17 protein-coding genes are annotated in these 17,864 nt (G+C 60.9%); 13 read left to right on the forward strand and 4 right to left on the reverse strand.

What is annotated here, in order from left to right:
- The first annotated feature begins 2 nt into the window (after nucleotides 1-2).
- Complete coding sequence (mlaA, locus tag N6G83_RS00590) at nucleotides 3-761, forward strand: phospholipid-binding lipoprotein MlaA (RefSeq protein ID WP_025303725.1); 759 nt, start codon at nucleotides 3-5, stop codon at nucleotides 759-761.
- Between the two features lie 116 nt (nucleotides 762-877).
- Here mlaA and fadL read toward each other — a convergent pair whose 3' ends face one another.
- Nucleotides 878-2,200: a long-chain fatty acid transporter FadL gene (gene fadL, locus N6G83_RS00595; RefSeq protein WP_004936243.1), complete on the reverse strand. Its 1,323-nt coding sequence runs from the start codon at nucleotides 2,198-2,200 to the stop codon at nucleotides 878-880.
- Between the two features lie 405 nt (nucleotides 2,201-2,605).
- Here fadL and N6G83_RS00600 point away from each other — a divergent pair, with 405 nt between their 5' ends.
- The 4 genes from N6G83_RS00600 to sixA all read left to right on the forward strand — a co-directional run bounded on the left by N6G83_RS00600 (nucleotide 2,606) and on the right by sixA (nucleotide 7,444).
- Nucleotides 2,606-2,902, forward strand: a complete 297-nt coding sequence (locus N6G83_RS00600) for a YfcZ/YiiS family protein (RefSeq protein ID WP_072145088.1) — start codon at nucleotides 2,606-2,608, stop codon at nucleotides 2,900-2,902.
- Nucleotides 2,903-3,097: 195 nt separating this feature from the next.
- Nucleotides 3,098-4,408, forward strand: a complete 1,311-nt coding sequence (gene fadI, locus N6G83_RS00605) for an acetyl-CoA C-acyltransferase FadI (RefSeq protein WP_025303722.1) — start codon at nucleotides 3,098-3,100, stop codon at nucleotides 4,406-4,408.
- A complete protein-coding gene (gene fadJ, locus N6G83_RS00610) occupies nucleotides 4,408-6,573 on the forward strand; it encodes a fatty acid oxidation complex subunit alpha FadJ (protein ID WP_260515549.1) in 2,166 nt (721 codons plus the stop codon). The genes fadI and fadJ overlap by 1 nt, the downstream gene beginning before the upstream one ends.
- 388 nt (nucleotides 6,574-6,961) lie before the next feature.
- Nucleotides 6,962-7,444, forward strand: a complete 483-nt coding sequence (sixA, locus tag N6G83_RS00615) for a phosphohistidine phosphatase SixA (protein WP_004936230.1) — start codon at nucleotides 6,962-6,964, stop codon at nucleotides 7,442-7,444.
- A gap of 69 nt (nucleotides 7,445-7,513) precedes the next feature.
- Here sixA and smrB read toward each other — a convergent pair whose 3' ends face one another.
- Nucleotides 7,514-8,044 (reverse strand): endonuclease SmrB, encoded by a 531-nt coding sequence (smrB, locus tag N6G83_RS00620; protein WP_025303720.1) that lies wholly within the window; start codon nucleotides 8,042-8,044, stop codon nucleotides 7,514-7,516.
- 170 nt (nucleotides 8,045-8,214) lie between these two features.
- On the opposite strand from smrB, the gene prmB reads away from it, so the two are divergent.
- The 6 genes from prmB to N6G83_RS00650 all read left to right on the forward strand — a co-directional run bounded on the left by prmB (nucleotide 8,215) and on the right by N6G83_RS00650 (nucleotide 12,893).
- Entirely contained in the window at nucleotides 8,215-9,147 is a 933-nt protein-coding gene (gene prmB / locus N6G83_RS00625) for a 50S ribosomal protein L3 N(5)-glutamine methyltransferase (RefSeq protein ID WP_025160157.1), read from the forward strand.
- Between the two features lie 65 nt (nucleotides 9,148-9,212).
- Nucleotides 9,213-10,298 carry a chorismate synthase gene (aroC, locus tag N6G83_RS00630; RefSeq protein ID WP_004936219.1) on the forward strand — a complete coding sequence of 362 codons (1,086 nt, stop codon included), beginning with the start codon at nucleotides 9,213-9,215 and terminating at the stop codon, nucleotides 10,296-10,298.
- Between the two features lie 5 nt (nucleotides 10,299-10,303).
- Nucleotides 10,304-11,131: a penicillin-insensitive murein endopeptidase gene (gene mepA, locus N6G83_RS00635; RefSeq protein WP_043140182.1), complete on the forward strand. Its 828-nt coding sequence runs from the start codon at nucleotides 10,304-10,306 to the stop codon at nucleotides 11,129-11,131.
- A gap of 3 nt (nucleotides 11,132-11,134) precedes the next feature.
- Nucleotides 11,135-11,941, forward strand: coding sequence for a sulfite exporter TauE/SafE family protein (locus tag N6G83_RS00640; protein ID WP_025303718.1), 807 nt, complete (start codon nucleotides 11,135-11,137; stop codon nucleotides 11,939-11,941).
- An 80-nt stretch (nucleotides 11,942-12,021) separates the two neighbouring features.
- Entirely contained in the window at nucleotides 12,022-12,579 is a 558-nt protein-coding gene (locus N6G83_RS00645) for an elongation factor P hydroxylase (RefSeq protein WP_043140178.1), read from the forward strand.
- Between the two features lie 32 nt (nucleotides 12,580-12,611).
- Entirely contained in the window at nucleotides 12,612-12,893 is a 282-nt protein-coding gene (locus tag N6G83_RS00650) for a YfcL family protein (RefSeq protein ID WP_016926855.1), read from the forward strand.
- A gap of 41 nt (nucleotides 12,894-12,934) precedes the next feature.
- Here the strand turns inward: N6G83_RS00650 and mnmC are convergent, their stop codons facing one another.
- Complete coding sequence (gene mnmC / locus N6G83_RS00655) at nucleotides 12,935-14,956, reverse strand: bifunctional tRNA (5-methylaminomethyl-2-thiouridine)(34)-methyltransferase MnmD/FAD-dependent 5-carboxymethylaminomethyl-2-thiouridine(34) oxidoreductase MnmC (RefSeq protein WP_164063905.1); 2,022 nt, start codon at nucleotides 14,954-14,956, stop codon at nucleotides 12,935-12,937.
- A 170-nt stretch (nucleotides 14,957-15,126) separates the two neighbouring features.
- Between mnmC and fabB the strand changes: the two genes are divergently transcribed.
- Together fabB and N6G83_RS00665 are read left to right on the forward strand one after the other, a co-directional pair.
- Entirely contained in the window at nucleotides 15,127-16,347 is a 1,221-nt protein-coding gene (fabB, locus tag N6G83_RS00660; RefSeq protein WP_016926857.1) for a beta-ketoacyl-ACP synthase I, read from the forward strand.
- 212 nt (nucleotides 16,348-16,559) lie between these two features.
- Nucleotides 16,560-16,781: a hypothetical protein gene (locus N6G83_RS00665; protein ID WP_004936201.1), complete on the forward strand. Its 222-nt coding sequence runs from the start codon at nucleotides 16,560-16,562 to the stop codon at nucleotides 16,779-16,781.
- Between the two features lie 51 nt (nucleotides 16,782-16,832).
- Here the strand turns inward: N6G83_RS00665 and apbE are convergent, their stop codons facing one another.
- Nucleotides 16,833-17,864 carry an FAD:protein FMN transferase ApbE gene (gene apbE, locus N6G83_RS00670; protein WP_260514357.1) on the reverse strand — a complete coding sequence of 344 codons (1,032 nt, stop codon included), beginning with the start codon at nucleotides 17,862-17,864 and terminating at the stop codon, nucleotides 16,833-16,835.

Genomic DNA, 17,864 nt, shown 5'->3' on the forward strand with positions numbered 1-17,864 from the left:
ATATGAACTTTCGCCTGACTGGGGTGGCATTCGCAGCGGCATTACTGGTGGGCTGTGCCAGCGCGCCAGACAATGAGCCGCAAGGGCGTTCTGATCCTCTGGAAGGATTTAACCGGACGATGTTCGACTTCAACTACAACGTCCTGGATCCTTATATCTTGCGTCCGGTCGCGGTGGCCTGGCGTGACTACGTGCCGATGCCGGCGCGTAACGGCATCAGCAACTTCACCTCCAACCTGGAAGAGCCGGCCAGCATGGTCAACGCCTTCCTGAAGGGCGATCCTTACCGCGGGATGATCCACTTCAACCGTTTCTTCCTGAACACCCTACTCGGGATGGGCGGCCTGATCGACGTGGCCGGCATGGCCAACCCGAAACTGGCGCGCGAAGAGCCGAATCGCTTCGGCAGCACGTTGGGGCATTACGATGTGGGTTACGGCCCGTACGTGATGTTGCCGGGCTACGGCAGCTTCACGCTGCGTGACGAAGGTGGCGACTTTGCGGATACGCTGTATCCGATGCTGAGCTACCTGACCTTCTGGATGTCGGCGGGCAAATGGGTGGTCGAGGGTATCGAAACCCGCGCTCAACTGCTGGATTCCGACGGTCTGCTGCGCAATTCCTCCGATCCTTACATCATGGTGCGCGAAGCTTACTTCCAGCGCCACGATTTCATCGCCAACGGCGGTTCGCTCAAGCCGGAAGAGAACCCGAACGCCAAGGCGATTCAGGGCGAACTGGACGAGATCGACTCGCAGTAATCCCGGGCATTATGCCAATGAAAACCCGCCGTCAGGCGGGTTTTTTTATGCCCGCGCGAGCGACAGGCAAAGAAAAAGCGCCCCAGGGGGCGCTTTGGCATCCATCTCAAGTGAGATTAGAAGCGGTAGTTGAAGTTGGCGCCGTACAGCCAGGCCTTGCCTTCGGAGGTGAAGGTATAAGGACCTTCGTTGATGGTGACTTTCTGGCCGTGCATGTAGGACACGCCGACGTCGACCGAGGCGTCTTTGTTGAACGCATAGGTAGTACCGGCACTCAGCCAGAAACGGTCCTGATCGGGAATGGAGATCGAACGGTTTTGGGCAGGCACCGGGCTGTCATCGAAGGCGATACCGGTACGGAAGGTCCAGTTATCGTCGTAGAAGTAGGTGGTACCCAGCGCGATGCGGTAAGCGTCTTTGAAGCCTTCATGCTTCTGGAACAGGGTCTGGCCGTTGTTGCCGGTGGCTTTCAGCTCCTGGAACTGGCTCCAACTGGTGTAGGCCAGGCTGTAGTGGATGGCCCACTGCGGCGCCACTTTGTTATAGCCGGACAGTTCCCACATTTCCGGCAGGTGCAGGCTCAGAGAACCCGGAATGGTGGTGCCGTTGGTGCCCCACGGAAGACCTTGAGAGGCCAGCAACGGGTTGAAGGCTGAAGGCAGGCTGCTCTTGTAATCGCCGTCGAAGTCGATTTTCACTTCTGAGCGATAGGTGAAGCCGTAACGGTTGTTTTCATCCACTTCGTAGAGAATACCGGCGTTCCAGCCGAAGCCCCATTCGTCGCCTTTCAGATGAGAAATTTGGGTATCTGCCGGGATCTGCGAAACCGGGCCGGCCAACTGTGGCGGCAATTTGCCTGAACCGGCGATCAATTTTGGCAGATCGCCGGCGTAACGCTCGAGTTTAGCCTTGGCGTAGACGGCGTCAAAACCCAGACCGAAGCTGAAGTTTTTGTTCAGGCGATAAGCGCCGCTCAGGTTCAGGTTCAGGGTTTCCAGATCGGTTTTGCCGCCCATGGAACCCGCCGCGTAACCGTCGTTATATTCGGTCGCCAAACCGAAGTTGCTGGTGACCGAGCCGCCTACGGCGAATTGATCGTTAATTGGGTGAACATAATGCAGGTTCGGCACCCAGGCTGTCGGTGCGATGTTTTTCGCATCCAGGCTGGCGCCGGAAGGAGATCGGCCACTGATATCGACGTCCGGATCGATGAAGACTGCGCCGAAAGAAAGTTCCGGGCGGGTATACATCATCAGCAATGCCGGGTTGCGGCTTGCGGAGGCCGCCGTATCCGCCATGGCGCCTTCGCCAGAATACGAACGTCCTAAACCAGCTGATGAGAACTCATTCAGCTGGAATCCTGCGGCAGACACGTTTGAAGAAATAATTGCCACTGCAGCTGCGAGAGCTGATTTAGTCAATAGGTTTTTCTGGCTCATGACCAAAACCTCATTATGTGTTTATTATTTAAACTATTGTTACACGAAGTAACAAGGAGCGCGGGATTGTAGGGTCCGTTATCGTTCAGACAAATCAGACCAGTGGCTGAAGTATAGGTCTGACCTGTGAAAATGTTGCAAGTTTGTTTTTGAAATATTTCCAACCTGATATCAAAAAAGAGATCTGCTTAACAAAAAGCCAGCGGTAAATAACAAAATTCTTACCATTCCTTACCAGACGCTCATTTTTATTTGTGATTTCCATCACTTAAAACACCCAGTAAAAGTAAGTGCTAGTGATTGCCGGCGTGGAAGCGTAAAATACCCGCAGAATTTTGTGGCTTTGTGCCGGTGAGTGAAACGGCAATTTGGGCTGATAACAGAGGCCCTTGAGGAGAACCAATCATGTCAGATGCAATTAATAAATGCAGCGCCCAGGAAACCGCCGCGTGTTGCTGCGTGGATGTCGGCACCGTGATGGATAACACCGATTGCACCGCGTCCTACAGCCAGGTGTTCAGTAATCAACAAGATGCGGAAGCGATGCTGGCCGCCCTGAGCGAAAAGGCGCGCGCGGTCGAATCCGATCCTTGTGACATCAGCAGTAGCATTAAACCGGTTGACGGTGGCGTGCAGTTGGAGGCCGATTTCACCTTCGCCTGCCAGGCGGAAACCCTGATCTTCCAGCTCGGCCTGCGTTAATCCCCGCTTTACCCCCGGCGCCGCCTGCTGCGCGCCGGGGATTTCCTTCCCCGTGCCGCCCCGATAGAAAGTGCGCCTGCTCGCAGTTTTGATCTCTGCCGGTTTGCCAAATGTAACCGTTTGGTTAACAATGACCTCATCAGGTCAGACCTCTTTCTGCCCATTGCGCTGACGTTATTTTCTTCAGGAGCATTTATGAGTAAGGCACTGCCGTTGGTGACCCGTCATGGTGACCGCATTGCGATTGTGAATGGACTGCGTACCCCCTTTGCCAAACAGGCAACTGCCTATCACGGCATTCCGGCGGTGGATTTAGGGAAAACGGCGGTGAGCGAGCTGTTGGCGCGTAGCGGCATCGATCCGCAGCTGATCGAACAGCTGGTGTTCGGCCAGGTGGTGCAAATGCCCGAGGCGCCGAACATCGCGCGTGAAATCGTGCTCGGTACCGGTATGAGCGTTCATACCGACGCTTACAGCGTGTCGCGTGCCTGCGCCACCAGCTTCCAGGCGATCGCCAACGTGGCGGAGAGCATCATGGCCGGCAGCATCAGCGTCGGTATCGCCGGCGGGGCGGACTCTTCTTCCGTCTTGCCGATCGGCGTCAGCAAGGCGTTGGCGCGCACGCTGGTGGACGTCAACAAGGCGCGCACGCTGTCGCAGCGTCTCAAACTGTTCAGCCGGCTGAAATTCCGCGATCTGATGCCGGTGCCGCCGGCGGTGGCGGAGTATTCCACCGGTCTGCGCATGGGCGATACCGCTGAGCAAATGGCGAAAAGCCACGGCATCACCCGCGAAGCGCAGGATGCGCTGGCGCACCGTTCCCACGAACTGGCGGCCAGGGCCTGGCGTGAGGGGTGGCTGCGCGATGAGGTGATGACGGCCTACGTGCCGCCTTACCGCGCGCAGCTTTCTGAAGACAACAATATCCGCAAAGACTCCAGCCTGGCTTCCTACGCCAAGCTGAAACCGGCGTTCGATCGCAAACACGGCAGCGTCACTGCGGCCAACAGCACGCCGTTGACCGACGGCGCGGCGGCGGTACTGATGATGAGCGAATCGCGCGCCAAAGAGCTGGGGCTGCAGCCGCTCGGCTATCTACGCAGTTTCGCCTTTGCCGCCATCGACGTGTGGGAAGACATGCTGCTGGGGCCTTCCTACGCTACGCCGCTGGCGCTGGATCGCGCCGGCATCGGTCTGGCCGATCTGACGCTCATCGACATGCATGAAGCCTTCGCTGCGCAAACGCTGGCCAACCTGAAGATGTTTGCCAGCGAAGCGTTCGCCCGCGAGAAGCTTGGCCGCAGCCAGGCGATCGGTGAGGTGGACATGGACAAATTCAACGTCTTGGGCGGTTCCATCGCCTATGGCCACCCATTCGCCGCCACCGGCGCGCGCATGATCACCCAGACGTTGCGTGAGCTGAAACGCCGCGGCGGCGGGTTGGGCCTGACCACCGCCTGCGCCGCCGGCGGGTTAGGGGCCGCGATGATCGTGGAGGTGGAATGATGAGTGCCGAAAACGCATTGCACGAACAGCGGGCCAAACCGTCGGCCTTTCAGCTGACGATTCGCCCCGACAACATCGGCGTGATCACCATCGACGTGCCGGGCGATAAGGTCAATACGCTCAAGGCCGAGTTCGTCGAACAGGTGAACGACGTGCTGATCCGGGCGCAGCAGCATACCGCGCTGGAAGGATTGGTGATCGTTTCCGGCAAGCCGGACTCGTTTATCGCCGGCGCCGACATCACCATGATTGCCGCCTGCACCAGCGCCAAAGAGGCGGAAACGCTGGCCAAGAAAGGGCAGAGCACGCTAGCGCAGATCGCCGCCTTCCCGGTGCCGGTGGTGGCCGCCATTCATGGCGCCTGCCTGGGCGGCGGCCTGGAATTGGCACTGGCCTGCCACGGCCGCGTCTGTTCGTTGGATGACAAAACCGCGCTCGGTCTGCCGGAAGTGCAGCTGGGCCTGCTGCCGGGCTCCGGCGGCACTCAGCGCCTGCCGCGCTTGGTTGGCGCCGCCAAGGCGCTGGACATGATCCTGACCGGCAAGCACATTCGCGCCCGCCAGGCGCTGCGCATGGGGCTGGTGGACGACGCCGTGCCGCAGTCGATCCTGTTGCAGACCGCCATCGAGCGGGTGAAACAGGGCTGGAAGCATCAGCGCGAGCTGCCGTGGCAGGATCGCCTGCTCAATGGCCCGCTGGGCAGAAATCTGCTGTTCAGCATTGTGCGCAAAAAAACGTTGGCGAAAACCCACGGCAACTACCCGGCGGCGGAACGCATCATTCAGGTAGTGCGCACCGGGCTGGATCACGGCAGCGCCAGCGGCTATGAAGCCGAAGCGCGCGCCTTTGGCGAACTGGCGATGACGCCGCAGTCGGCGGCGCTGCGCAGCCTGTTCTTCGCCTCCACTGCGCTGAAAAAAGAGCGGGGCGGCAATGCCAAGCCGCATGTCCTGCATCGTGTCGGCATTCTCGGCGGCGGCCTGATGGGCGGCGGCATCGCCTGCGTCACCGCCACGCGCGGCGGTTTGCCGGTTCGTATCAAAGACATTAATGAAACCGGCATCAATCACGCGCTGAAATACAGCTGGGACGTGCTTGGCAAACGGGTACGCAGCAAGCGCATGCGCCCGGCGGAACGGCAAAAACAGATGATGCTGATCTCCGGCTCTACCAATTACACCGGCTTTGAGCAGGTGGATATCGTGGTCGAGGCGGTGTTTGAGGATCTGGCGCTGAAGCAGAAGATGGTGGCCGAGGTCGAAGCGAACTGTGCGCCGCATACCGTGTTTGCCTCCAATACTTCCTCGTTGCCTATCGGCCACATCGCCGAAAAAGCCCAGCGGCCGCAGCAGGTGATCGGTCTGCACTACTTTAGCCCGGTGGACAAAATGCCGCTGGTGGAAGTGATCCCGCACGCCGGCACCAGCGAAGAGACTATCGCGACCACCGTGGCGCTGGCGCACAAGCAGGGCAAGACCGCTATCGTGGTGGGCGACAGCGCGGGTTTTTATGTCAACCGCATCCTGGCGCCGTACATCAACGAAGCGGCCCGTTGCCTGCTGGAAGGCGAGCCGATGGAGTCGCTGGACAAGGCGCTGGTGGACTTCGGTTTCCCGGTCGGCCCGATCACCCTGTTGGACGAAGTGGGCATCGACGTCGGCACCAAGATCATTCCGGTGCTGGTCGAGGCGCTGGGGCCGCGCTTCGCCGCGCCGGCTGCGTTCGATGCGGTGCTGAAGGACGGGCGTAAAGGGCGCAAGAACGGCCGCGGCTTCTATCTTTACCCGAGCGAAGGGCAGCAGCGGCAGCGGCGTAAACGTGCGGATACCTCATTGTATACGTTGCTCGGCGTCACGCCGAAGGCGCACATGCTGCCGGCGACCGTCGCCCAGCGCTGCGTGATGATGATGCTGAACGAAGCGGCGCGCTGCCTGGATGAAGGCGTGATCCGCAGCGCGCGCGACGGCGACATCGGCGCGGTGTTCGGCATCGGCTTCCCGCCGTTCCTCGGCGGCCCGTTCCGCTATATGGACCAGCTCGGCGCCGAAAAAGTGGTGAAAACGTTGGAATACCTGCGCCAGCAGCACGGCGAGCACTTCGCGCCGTGCGAACGCTTGCAGCGCATGGCGCAGCAGGGCGAGCGTTTTTACCCGCTGGGGAGCTGAACGCAGGGCGGCCCGATTTGCACTATAGTTGCAACAGGGCCGCGTTGTGATCGCCATCACTCCTTGTAACAGCGTCAGCCGGTGAGGCTGTACAGCAAGGCGTAGGCAGCGGTAAGTTAGCTTGACCGCCATCAATAAATTTCATGGCGGTAAGGTTAAAATTTAACCCGTTGAATTGATTGTTCTGTGAGCAATCGAGGTTTGCCAGGGGAGGGTTGCTGTAAAAAACAGCATTTTCTTTAGGCAAACTTTCAGGCAAAATGCCCGGCCGCCATAAAGAGACGGCGCGTTATCGTTTTAAAGCTTTGGCTTTGGGTTGTAAAACTCGGCGGTACAGCACGCACGGCGTTTCTGTATAGCGTTACTTTGTCAACAACAGCGGTGCAATATGCAAGTTTTGATTATGCGTCACGGAGAGGCGGCGCTCGAGGCAGCCAGCGATGCGGTAAGGCCCCTTACCCTGTGCGGCCGCGACGAGTCCCGTCAGATGGCGGCCTGGTTGAACACCAAGTCTGTGGATATTGAACGCGTGCTGGTCAGCCCCTATCTGCGGGCCGAACAGACGCTGGCGACGGTGCGTGAAGCCTTGACGCTGCCGGAGGGCGAAGAAGTGCTGCCCGAGCTGACGCCGGGCGGCAACGCCGAACAGGTCGGCAGCTATCTGCAGGCGCTGGCGATGCAAGGGGTGAGCTCGGTGCTGATCGTGTCGCACCTGCCGCTGGTGGGCTACCTGGTGGCTGAACTGTGCCCGGGCGAGTGCCCGCCGATGTTCGCGACCTCGGCGATCGCTAACGTCGATCTGCCGGCGGACGGCAGCTACGGCAAATTTGAATGGCAGGTCAGCCCGTCGCAGGTGATGGCCAAAGTGTGAGCCGCGGATGCGGTGCGGAATAAACTCAGGGCGATGTCTGACATCGCCCTGAGTCGTTTCTGCGGGGGGCTATTCTGCCAGCTCCACCAACAGCAGGACGGCGGCGTTGCCGCCCCATTCCTTCGGCGCCTGATGGAACGCCAGCACGTCGGGATGCTGCGCAAGCCACAGCGGCGTTTGCTGTTTGAGAATGTGTTTGCCGTGCCCGTGCATCACGCAGGCGCAGTGCACGTGCTCGCGTTTGCAGGCGGCGATCAACGCCCCCAGCTCCTGCTTGGCCTGCAGCTGGGTCAGGCCGTGCAAATCGAGAAACAGCTCCGGCGAATAATCGCCGCGTCGCAGCTTCTTCAGCTCATACGGGCTGCTGCCGGGGCGCACGTAGCGCGTCGGGCCTTCCTCTTCCAGCTGCGGCTGATATTCATCTGAAAAATAATAGCTGGCATCGACCTGCTCCTGCAGCAGCCGCTGCGGCGCAACCTGTTTGACCTTGAGCTTCGGCGGGCGGTGGACGATAGTGTCCTGGCGCAGCTTTTTTGCGCCCGCCACCGACTCTCTGAAGAGCTGTTGTTCGTCTTTGCTCAGAGGGGGCTTGTTCTTCATGCTTCATTCACCGGAAATCGTTTATTTCGCTAGTTTACCTTGTGAATGAGCGCTGTCGACGCAAAACTCGGGCCAGAGTGAAAAGCGCGAGGGGCGCGCGTGATTTGTCGCGGGCTTCATGGCAAACTATGCGGCTAAATCATGAAACACAGCGCCTGCCGGAGGGCAAATTGGACAAAATTTTCGTCGACGAAGCAGTGAACGAACTGCACACCATTCAAGATATGCTGCGCTGGACGGTAAGCCGCTTCAACGCCGCCAATATCTATTATGGTCACGGAACCGACAATCCGTGGGACGAAGCGGTGCAATTGGTGCTGCCAAGCCTGTTCCTGCCGTTGGACATTCCGGAGGACATGCACACCGCCCGTCTGACCTCCAGCGAGCGCCATCGCATCGTTGAGCGCGTGATCCGCCGCGTCAACGAACGCATCCCGGTCGCTTACCTGACCAACAAGGCCTGGTTCTGCGGCATGGAATTCTACGTCGACGAACGCGTGTTGGTGCCGCGCTCGCCGATCGGTGAGCTGATCAACGATCGTTTCAGCGCGCTGATCCCGCACCCGCCACGCCATATTCTCGACATGTGCACCGGCAGCGGCTGCATCGCCATCGCCTGTGGCTACGCTTTCCCGGAAGCGGAAGTGGACGCGGTGGACATCTCCAGCGAAGTGCTGGCGGTGACCGAGCGCAATATTCAGGCGCACGGCGTCGAACATCAGGTGATCCCGATCCGTTCCGATCTGTTCCGCGACGTTCCCGCGATCCAGTACGATCTGATCGTCACCAACCCGCCGTACGTCGATGCGGAAGACATGTCCGATCTGCCGCAGGAGTTCCGCTTTGAGCCGGAACTGGGCCTGGCGGCGGGCAGCGACGGCCTGAAGCTGGTGCGCCGCATCCTGGCCTGCGCGCCGGACTACCTGACCGACGACGGCGTGCTGATTTGTGAAGTGGGCAACAGCATGGTACATCTGATGGAACAATATCCGGACATCCCGTTCACCTGGCTGGAATTCGAAAATGGCGGCGACGGCGTGTTCATGCTGACCAAACAGCAGCTGGTGGATTGCAAGGATCACTTCAGCCTCTATCGCAGCTAAACCGCATTTCCAGGGCCCGCACGGCGGGCCTCATAACGATAAAAGACTAACGGTAAGGAGCCGTGATGGCAGGAAACAGTATTGGGCAGATTTTCCGCGTCACCACCTTCGGTGAATCTCACGGGGTGGCGCTGGGTTGTATCGTCGATGGCGTACCGCCCGGCATTCCGCTCACCGAAGCCGATTTGCAACACGATCTGGATCGTCGTCGTCCGGGCACCTCGCGTTACACCACCCAGCGTCGCGAACCGGATCAGGTGCGCATTCTCTCCGGCGTATTCGAAGGCGTGACCACCGGTACCAGCATCGGTCTGATCATTGAAAACACCGATCAGCGCTCGCAAGACTACAGCGCCATCAAAGACGTGTTCCGTCCGGGGCATGCCGATTACACCTACGAACAGAAATACGGTCTGCGCGACTATCGCGGCGGTGGCCGCTCTTCGGCGCGCGAAACCGCCATGCGCGTTGCGGCGGGCGCCATCGCCAAGAAATACCTGCAGCAGAAGTTCGGCGTGCAGGTGCGCGGCTATCTGGCGCAGATCGGCGATGTGACCTGTGAGCTGAAAGACTGGGATCAGGTCGAACAGAACCCGTTCTTCTGCCCGGATCCGGACAAGCTGGAAGCGCTGGACGAACTGATGCGCGCGCTGAAAAAAGAGGGCGACTCCATTGGCGCCAAGGTCAGCGTGATTGCGGAGAACGTGCCGGTTGGCCTGGGCGAGCCGGTGTTTGATCGCCTCGACGCCGATCTGGCGCACGCGCTGATGAGCATCAACGCGGTGAAAGGCGTGGAGATCGGTGACGGATTTGCTGTCGTGACCAAACGCGGCAGCGAAAACCGCGATGAAATCACCCCGGAAGGCTTCCAGAGCAACCATGCCGGCGGCATTCTCGGCGGCATCAGCAGCGGCCAACCGGTGATCGCGCATCTGGCGCTGAAGCCGACCTCCAGCATCATGGTACCGGGCCGCACCATCAATCGCCAGGGCGAAGCGGTGGAAATGGTGACCCGCGGTCGCCACGATCCGTGCGTGGGCATCCGCGCCGTGCCGATCGCCGAAGCGATGATGGCAATCGTGTTGATGGATCACCTGCTGCGCCAGCGTGCGCAAAACGGTGATGTGGTTTCCGACGTACCTCGCTGGTAATCGCCATGAAAAACTGGATGTTGGGCCTGGTGGCCTTGACGGCCTCCGCTTCCGCCATGGCGCTGACGCCGTGGCAGAAAATCGACCATCCGGTGGCCGGCGCGCCGCAGGCGGTGGGCGGTTTCGCCAACGGCTGCGTCATCGGCGCGCAGCCATTGCCGCTGAATTCACCGGACTACCAGGTGATGCGTACCGACCAGCGCCGCTATTTCGGCCATCCGGATCTGCTGGCGTTCATACAGCGCCTCAGCAGCCAAGCGAACCAGAAAGCACTGGGCACGGTGCTGATCGGCGACATGGCGATGCCGGCCGGTGGGCGCTTCAGCAGCGGCCACGCCAGCCACCAGTCGGGGCTCGACGTTGACATCTGGCTGCAGTTGCCGCGCCAACGCTGGAGCGCGCAGCAATTGCTCAAACCGCAGCCGATCGACCTGGTGTCAGGGGATGGCAAGCAGGTGGTGGCGAGCCAATGGCAGCCGCAAATTGAGTCGCTGATCAAACTGGCGGCGCAGGACGCGGACGTGACGCGCATCTTCGTCAACCCGGCGATCAAGCAGCGTCTGTGCCTGGACGCCGGCGCCGATCGCGCCTGGCTGCACAAGGTGCGGCCGTGGTTCGGCCACCGTGCGCATATGCACGTGCGTCTGCGTTGTCCGGCCGGCAGCCTGGAGTGCCAGGAGCAGGATACGCCGCCGCCGGGCGACGGCTGCGGCGCCGAACTGGCGAGCTGGTTCGTGCCGCATCAGCCGAACGCGAAGCCGGGCAAACCCGTGCCGCCGCCGTTACCGCCGACCTGTCAGGCATTGCTGGATCACCATTTCTCAGCGGAATAACACATGGACTGGTTCGTCATTGGCCCCGAGATGCTCGGGGTGTTGTTTGCGGTAGCGCTGTTGGCGGGGTTTATCGACTCCATCGCCGGCGGCGGCGGATTACTGACGGTGCCGGCCCTGCTGGCGGTGGGGGTTCCTCCGGCGCAGGCGCTGGCGACCAATAAGTTGCAGTCGGTCGGCGGCTCCTTCTCCGCCAGTCTGTACTTCATTCGTCGGCGAGCGGTGAACCTCAACGACCAGAAGCTGACGATTTTTCTGACGCTGATCGGCTCGATCGCCGGCGCCATTTTGGTGCAGCATATGCGCGCCGATTTGCTGCGGCAGATGTTGCCGCTGCTGGTGATCGGCATCGGTCTCTATTTCTTGTTGATGCCGCGACTGGGTGAGGAAGATCGTCAACGCCGTCTCGGGGCCTTGCCGTTCGGGCTGGTGGCCGGCGGTTGCGTCGGGTTTTACGACGGTTTCTTCGGCCCCGGCGCCGGGTCATTCTACGCGCTGGCCTACGTGACGCTGTGCGGTTTCAACCTCGCCAAGTCCACGGCGCACGCTAAGGTGCTGAACTTTACCTCCAACGTCGGCGGGCTGGCGCTGTTCATCATCGGCGGCAAGGTGGTGTGGAGCATTGGTCTGGTGATGTTGGTGGGGCAGGTGCTGGGGGCGCGTTTGGGCGCGCACATGGTGCTGACCCGCGGCCAGAAATTGATTCGGCCGATGATCGTGATCGTCTCGCTGGTGATGAGCCTCAAGCTGCTGTACGACAATCACGGCGCGGAAATTCAGCAGTGGTTGACCGCCTTGGTGCACGGTTAAAGATGAAGAGGGGGCGTTGCTTACGCGCCCTGTCTTATCGGGTATAATGGCCTCTTTATTTTTGTGGTTATAGAGTTTTTATGTCAGACATGCAGACCCGCCATCACTATGAGCAGTTGATCGAGATCTTCAATCGGTGCTTCAGCGATGACTACAACACCCGCCTGGTGAAGGGCGACGACGAACCTATCTACCTGCCGGCCGACGACGAATTGCCGTATCACCGCATCGTGTTCGCCCACGGCTTCTACGCCAGCGGCCTGCATGAAATCTCGCACTGGTGCATCGCCGGTGAAGCGCGCCGCCAACTGGTGGACTTCGGTTACTGGTATTGCCCGGACGGGCGCGACGCGCAAACCCAGAGTGAATTCGAAGCGGTGGAGATCAAACCGCAGGCGCTGGAATGGATGTTCTGCGTGGCGGCCGGTTTCCCGTTCAACGTCAGCTGCGACAACCTGAACGGCGACTGCGAGCCGGATCGCATCGCGTTCCAGCGCAAGGTGCGCGCCCGGGTATTGATGCTACTGGAGCAGGGAATACCCACACGGCCTGCGCGCTTTATTCAGGCGTTGCAATCGTTCTACAATACGCCACCGCTGGCGGCCGAGCATTTTCCGTATCCGGAAGATCTCAACTGACGCCACAGCCCGTTATTTAATGAGGAAATTTGATGATCGCAGAATTTGAAGCGCGCATTTTGGCGCTGATTGATGACATGGTAGAGCACGCCAGCGATGATGAACTGTTTGCCGGTGGCTACCTGCGCGGTCATCTGACGCTGGCGGTGGCCGAAGCGGAAGAGCAGGGCGAGCATACTGCCGAAGCGCTGAAAGCGCGGGTGGAAGAGAGCCTGCACAAGGCGATCGCCGCTGGGGAACTCTCGCCGCCGGATCAGATTTTGGTGCGCGGCATGTGGGAAAACCTCTATCAGGCTGCCACCCCTGCCGCCTGACCGCCATGCCGGGGCGCGTCGCCGCGCCCCTCATCCATGAATTAAACCGCACGTCCTTTCAGTAACTTTCGCACCCACATTCGATTCGGATTCAACGCCGCCAGCAGGCGCGCGTCGCCCGGTAACGGTTCGCCGAACAGCTGCGCCGCCAGAATTTCCGCCGCCAGCGGCGCCGAACACAGCCCGCGCGATCCCAACCCACCGATAGCGAACAGGCCGGGATAGACCGGCGCATCGGCGACGGTTTCGCCGCGCTGGTTCTGCCGCTGCAAATCCTGATACTGCGTCAACGTGGCCTGATAGTCCGGCAGCGCGCCGACCATCGGCAAATGATCGCGGGTGGCGCTGCGCACGCCGCAGCGCGCCTGATGAGCGCTGACGTCCACCTGCTGCGGCCAGGCCTGCTCCGGCAGGCAGCGCAGCAGGCGTTCACGGTTTTCCTGTTGCTCCTGCTCGCGGTAGTCGGTGGTGATGTCGCCGCGCTGGTAGCTGGCGCCAATGCAGTGGTGGCCGTTGTTGGCATTAACCGGCGTCAGGTAGCCGTCGTAACACAAGACCTGTTTCAATTGACCGAGGGCCGGCGAGCTTGGGATATGCGACACCTGTCCGCGTACCGAATACAGCGGCAGGGCTTCCGTCGGCGCCAGTTCGGCCAGCCGATGGCCATTGGCCAGGATCACCGTCGCATGGCTGCGGCTTTCGCCGTGGGCGAAGTCGATGCGCCAGCCGTTTTCTTCCTGCGTCAGCCTCTGTGCATCGTGCCGGTAGTGGCAGACCAAGCCCTGGCGCTGCGCCAGCGCGAGAACGCCGCGCGTCAGCTCGGCCGGACAGAGCCAACCGCCTTGGGGGTAGGTGATGCCGCCAAAGCCGGTATCGACGCCGCACAGTCCGCTGAGCGTCTCGCGGTCGGCCGCCATCGCCAAGGCCTGCGGCCAGTCGGTTTTCAGCATATTGGCGATCTTGGCGCCGCTCTTGTCGTCATAGGCCAACTGGCTGACGCCGCACCACTGATGATCAAAGGCGACGCCTTGTTGCAACAGCGCGTCGTACTGGCGGCGGGCGAAGGGAAACGCGGCGCTGAAGAAGCTCTCCAGCGCGTCGCCGCTGCCGTTCAGCAACGGATAAATCGCCCCCTGGCGATTGCCGGATGCCCCCTCCGCCGCCTGCTCATCGGCGCAGTACAGCGTGACGGTGGCACCGCGCCGCAGCAAGGCCAGCGCGGTGAGCGCGCTGGCGACGCCGCCGCCGATCAGGGCGATGTCGGCGGTGTTGTCCGCCGCCGGGCGCCGATACCAGGGCGCCGGATGTACGGCGGGCTGCGCATCGGCCGGGAGCTCGCCGGCGAGCATCTCACGCTTTTGGCCGAAGCCTTTGCAGCGGTTGACCTGAAAACCGGCCTGTTGCAAGCCACGGCGCACAAAGCCGGCGGCGGTAAAGGTGGCGAAGCTGCCTCCCGGCCGGGCGAAACGCGCCATGGCGGCGAACAGTTGATCGGTCCACATGTCGGGATTTTTTGCCGGCGCGAAACCGTCGAGGAACCAGGCATCCACCTGGTTATTCATGCTGGCGTCAAACTGCGGCAGCAGGTCGTTGACGTCGCCGAACCACAGATCGAGCGTAATGCGGCCTTCGGCCAGCAGCAGACGATGGCAGCCCGGTAGCGGCAGCGGCCATTGGGCGCGCAGCTCGTCGGCATAAGGCGCCAGCTCCGGCCAGCGCGCATGCGCCGCCGCCAGGTCAGCCTGCTGCAGGGGGAATTTTTCGAAGCTGATAAAGTGCAGGCGTTGCAGCGCGGCGTCCGGCTCGGCCTGGCGGAAGCCGGCGAAGGCCTGCCACAGCGTGAGGAAATTGAGCCCGGTGCCGAACCCGGTTTCCGCCACCACCAACAACGGACGCGGGTGGGTGGCGAAACGTTGCGGCAGCCGATTGCCGTGCAGGAAGACGTAGCGGGTTTCTTCCAGCCCATCCTGATTGGAAAAATAGACGTCATCAAACTGTTTCGAAACAGGTGTACCCTGTTCGTTCCAGGTTAGCGTTGCGGTTTGGATGGGGGCGTGATTCACGGTCAATGGCTCGAAATTCAAGGGATGCCGCGAATTCTAACGGCGCTGGCGCCCCGGCGCAAACTGGACAACAATAAAGCTGAAAAACGCTGATCGGACTTGTTCGGCTTACATCTGTACGCTAAAGTGCGATGCAAAATCCCGTAGGTAAATAGTGGAAGAGGTATTGAATGAAACGTGCAGTGATTACTGGCCTGGGAGTTGTCTCCAGCATTGGTAATAACCAGCAGGAGGTCCTGGCAAGCCTGCAGGAAGGACGTTCTGGGATCACTTTCTCCCAGGAGCTGAAAGATTCCGGCATGCGTAGTCACGTATGGGGGCAAGTTAAGCTCGACACGACCGGCCTGATCGACCGCAAGGCAGTGCGTTTCATGAGCGATGCTTCCATTTATGCCTTCCTGGCGATGCAAGAAGCGATCGCGTCTTCCGGCCTGAAGGAAGAAGAGTATCAAAACAACCCGCGTGTAGGCCTGATTGCCGGTTCCGGCGGCGGTTCTCCGCGCTTCCAGGTGTTCGGTGCCGATGCGATGCGCAGCCCGCGCGGCCTGAAAGCGGTTGGCCCGTACGTGGTGACCAAAGCCATGGCTTCCGGCGTTTCCGCCTGCCTGGCAACGCCGTTCAAAATCCATGGCGTGAACTACTCCATCAGCTCCGCTTGCGCGACCTCCGCGCACTGCATCGGCAACGCGGTTGAGCAAATTCAGTTGGGCAAACAGGACATCGTGTTCGCCGGCGGCGGTGAAGAGCTGTGCTGGGAAATGGCCTGCGAGTTCGACGCGATGGGCGCGCTGTCCACTAAGTACAACGACACGCCGGAAAAAGCCTCCCGCACCTACGACGCCGATCGTGACGGTTTCGTCATCGCCGGCGGCGGCGGCATGGTGGTGGTTGAAGAACTGGAGCACGCGCTGGCGCGCGGTGCGCACATCTACGCAGAAATCGTTGGCTACGGCGCGACTTCCGACGGTGCCGACATGGTTGCCCCTTCGGGCGAAGGCGCAGTGCGCTGCATGAAGATGGCGATGCAGGATCTGGATGCGCCGATCGACTACATCAACGTGCACGGCACCTCTACGCCGGTAGGCGACGTGAAAGAGCTGGGCGCTATTCGTGAAGTGTTCGGTGACAATACCCCGGCCATCTCCTCCACCAAGGCGATGACCGGTCACTCGCTGGGCGCCGCGGGCGTGCAGGAAGCGATTTACAGCCTGCTGATGCTGGAGCACGGCTTTATCGCGCCGAGCATTAACATCGAAACCCTGGATGAGCAGGCGGCCGGCATGAACATCGTGACCCAGCCGACTCAGCGCGAGCTGACCACCGTGATGTCCAACAGCTTCGGCTTCGGCGGCACCAACGCCACCCTGGTGATGCGCAAACTGGCGAAATAATTCCGCCTGAGCTTCATTTCGCCATCAAGCCCGCGTTTTCGCGGGCTTTTTACTGCTCAAAGCCCGCCGGGCGAGCGCTCGGAGTTTTCCCAAATCACATCCCCTGACACATCATTACCTCGCCATTACACGCGTTGAGCATACAATAGCCAGGTAGCGTGATTATCGCTCGGCGTAGCTTTCTAAAGTGATCGAACATTGAGGCAAGAAGTATGAAAAAGTTAATTGCGGTTGGGTTACTGTCGGCCGTGTTGGCCGGATGCGCCACCGATTCTCCCTGCGTGCCGGTCTACGATGACCAGGGGCGTCTGGTGCACACCAACACCTGTATGAAGGGCACCACTCAGGATAACTGGGAAACCGCAGGCGCGATCGCCGGCGGCGCGGCGGCGGTTGCCGGTCTGACCCTCGGTATCATCGCGCTGACCAAGTGATCGGCGCGGAACAGGAATAAGCCCGGCCATGGCGCGCCGGGCTTTTTTATCTCACTGCACCAAAAACGCTTTGAACTGCGGCGTCATCACGGCGCTGAAACCGTCGTCGGTTTTGCTGATCAGGTAGACCGCCAGCCCTTTCTCTTCGGCGAGCTGCAACGCTTTCTCCGGGCCCAGCACCATCAAGCCTGTATCCCAGCCGTCGGCCTCGAGCGCAGTGGGGGCGATCACCGTGGCGGAAACCAGCCGGTGGTTGATCGGCCTGCCGGTGGCCGGATCGATGACATGGGAGTAGCGCTGGCCGTTTTGTTCAAAGTAGTTGCGGTAGCTGCCGGCGGTGCTGATGCCGTAACCGTGCAGATCCACCAGCGCCTGCACCGCATTTTCACGATCGGTCGGCTTTTGGATCGCTACCCGCCAGGGTTTGCCCTGGCCGTTGACGCCGCGCGAAGAGACCGCGCCACCGACCGATACCAGGTAGTTGGTAATGCCGTTACGGTTCATCAGGCGCACCAACTCATCGGCGCCATAGCCTTCGCCCAGCGTCGAGAGATCGACATACATGCCCGGCAGATCTTTTTGCAGCCACTCCCCGCGACTGTCGCTGATCAGCTTCAGGTGCTGCAGGCCGGTGCGCTGCTTCGCCGCGTCGATCTGCGCCTGTTCCGGCACCTTGACCGGATGCTTGTCTGGGCCGAATCCCCACAGGTTTACCAGCGGGCCGACGGTGATGTCCATGGCGCCGCCGGTATCACGGCCGATACGCTGGGCCATCAACACGATGTCCGCCATGCCGCGCGGGATAGGCTGCGGCTCGAGGTTGGCGCTGCGGTTAAACCGCGACAGCACCGAATCGGCGCGGTAGGTAGAGATATCGTCGTTGGCCCGTTCGAGCACCGTGTCGATCTGCCGCTGCAACTCTTGTTTGCCGATCGCGACGTCACCGCTGACCTTAACGCTGTAGAAGGTGCCCATGGTCTTGCCGTCGATATCGATTTGCGGGCGAGAGGCGGCATCGTCGCAGGCGGCGAGCAGGGCGCATAAGGCGCTGAGCAACGCCCCTTTGGCGAACAGGGAAGCCAT

Source organism: Serratia sp. PL7 (assembly GCF_945957435.1).

Excerpts from the sequence above, each read along its gene's own strand:
- mlaA (WP_025303725.1), top strand. The coding sequence starts at position 3 with ATGAACTTTCGCCTGACTGGGGTGGCATTCGCAGCGGCATTACTGGTG.
- fadL (WP_004936243.1), bottom strand. The coding sequence starts at position 2,200 with ATGAGCCAGAAAAACCTATTGACTAAATCAGCTCTCGCAGCTGCAGTG.
- N6G83_RS00600 (WP_072145088.1), top strand. The coding sequence starts at position 2,606 with ATGTCAGATGCAATTAATAAATGCAGCGCCCAGGAAACCGCCGCGTGT.
- fadI (WP_025303722.1), top strand. The coding sequence starts at position 3,098 with ATGAGTAAGGCACTGCCGTTGGTGACCCGTCATGGTGACCGCATTGCG.
- fadJ (WP_260515549.1), top strand. The coding sequence starts at position 4,408 with ATGAGTGCCGAAAACGCATTGCACGAACAGCGGGCCAAACCGTCGGCC.
- sixA (WP_004936230.1), top strand. The coding sequence starts at position 6,962 with ATGCAAGTTTTGATTATGCGTCACGGAGAGGCGGCGCTCGAGGCAGCC.
- smrB (WP_025303720.1), bottom strand. The coding sequence starts at position 8,044 with ATGAAGAACAAGCCCCCTCTGAGCAAAGACGAACAACAGCTCTTCAGA.
- aroC (WP_004936219.1), top strand. The coding sequence starts at position 9,213 with ATGGCAGGAAACAGTATTGGGCAGATTTTCCGCGTCACCACCTTCGGT.
- mepA (WP_043140182.1), top strand. The coding sequence starts at position 10,304 with ATGAAAAACTGGATGTTGGGCCTGGTGGCCTTGACGGCCTCCGCTTCC.
- N6G83_RS00640 (WP_025303718.1), top strand. The coding sequence starts at position 11,135 with ATGGACTGGTTCGTCATTGGCCCCGAGATGCTCGGGGTGTTGTTTGCG.
- N6G83_RS00645 (WP_043140178.1), top strand. The coding sequence starts at position 12,022 with ATGTCAGACATGCAGACCCGCCATCACTATGAGCAGTTGATCGAGATC.
- N6G83_RS00650 (WP_016926855.1), top strand. The coding sequence starts at position 12,612 with ATGATCGCAGAATTTGAAGCGCGCATTTTGGCGCTGATTGATGACATG.
- fabB (WP_016926857.1), top strand. The coding sequence starts at position 15,127 with ATGAAACGTGCAGTGATTACTGGCCTGGGAGTTGTCTCCAGCATTGGT.
- N6G83_RS00665 (WP_004936201.1), top strand. The coding sequence starts at position 16,560 with ATGAAAAAGTTAATTGCGGTTGGGTTACTGTCGGCCGTGTTGGCCGGA.
- apbE (WP_260514357.1), bottom strand. The coding sequence starts at position 17,864 with ATGGCTTCCCTGTTCGCCAAAGGGGCGTTGCTCAGCGCCTTATGCGCC.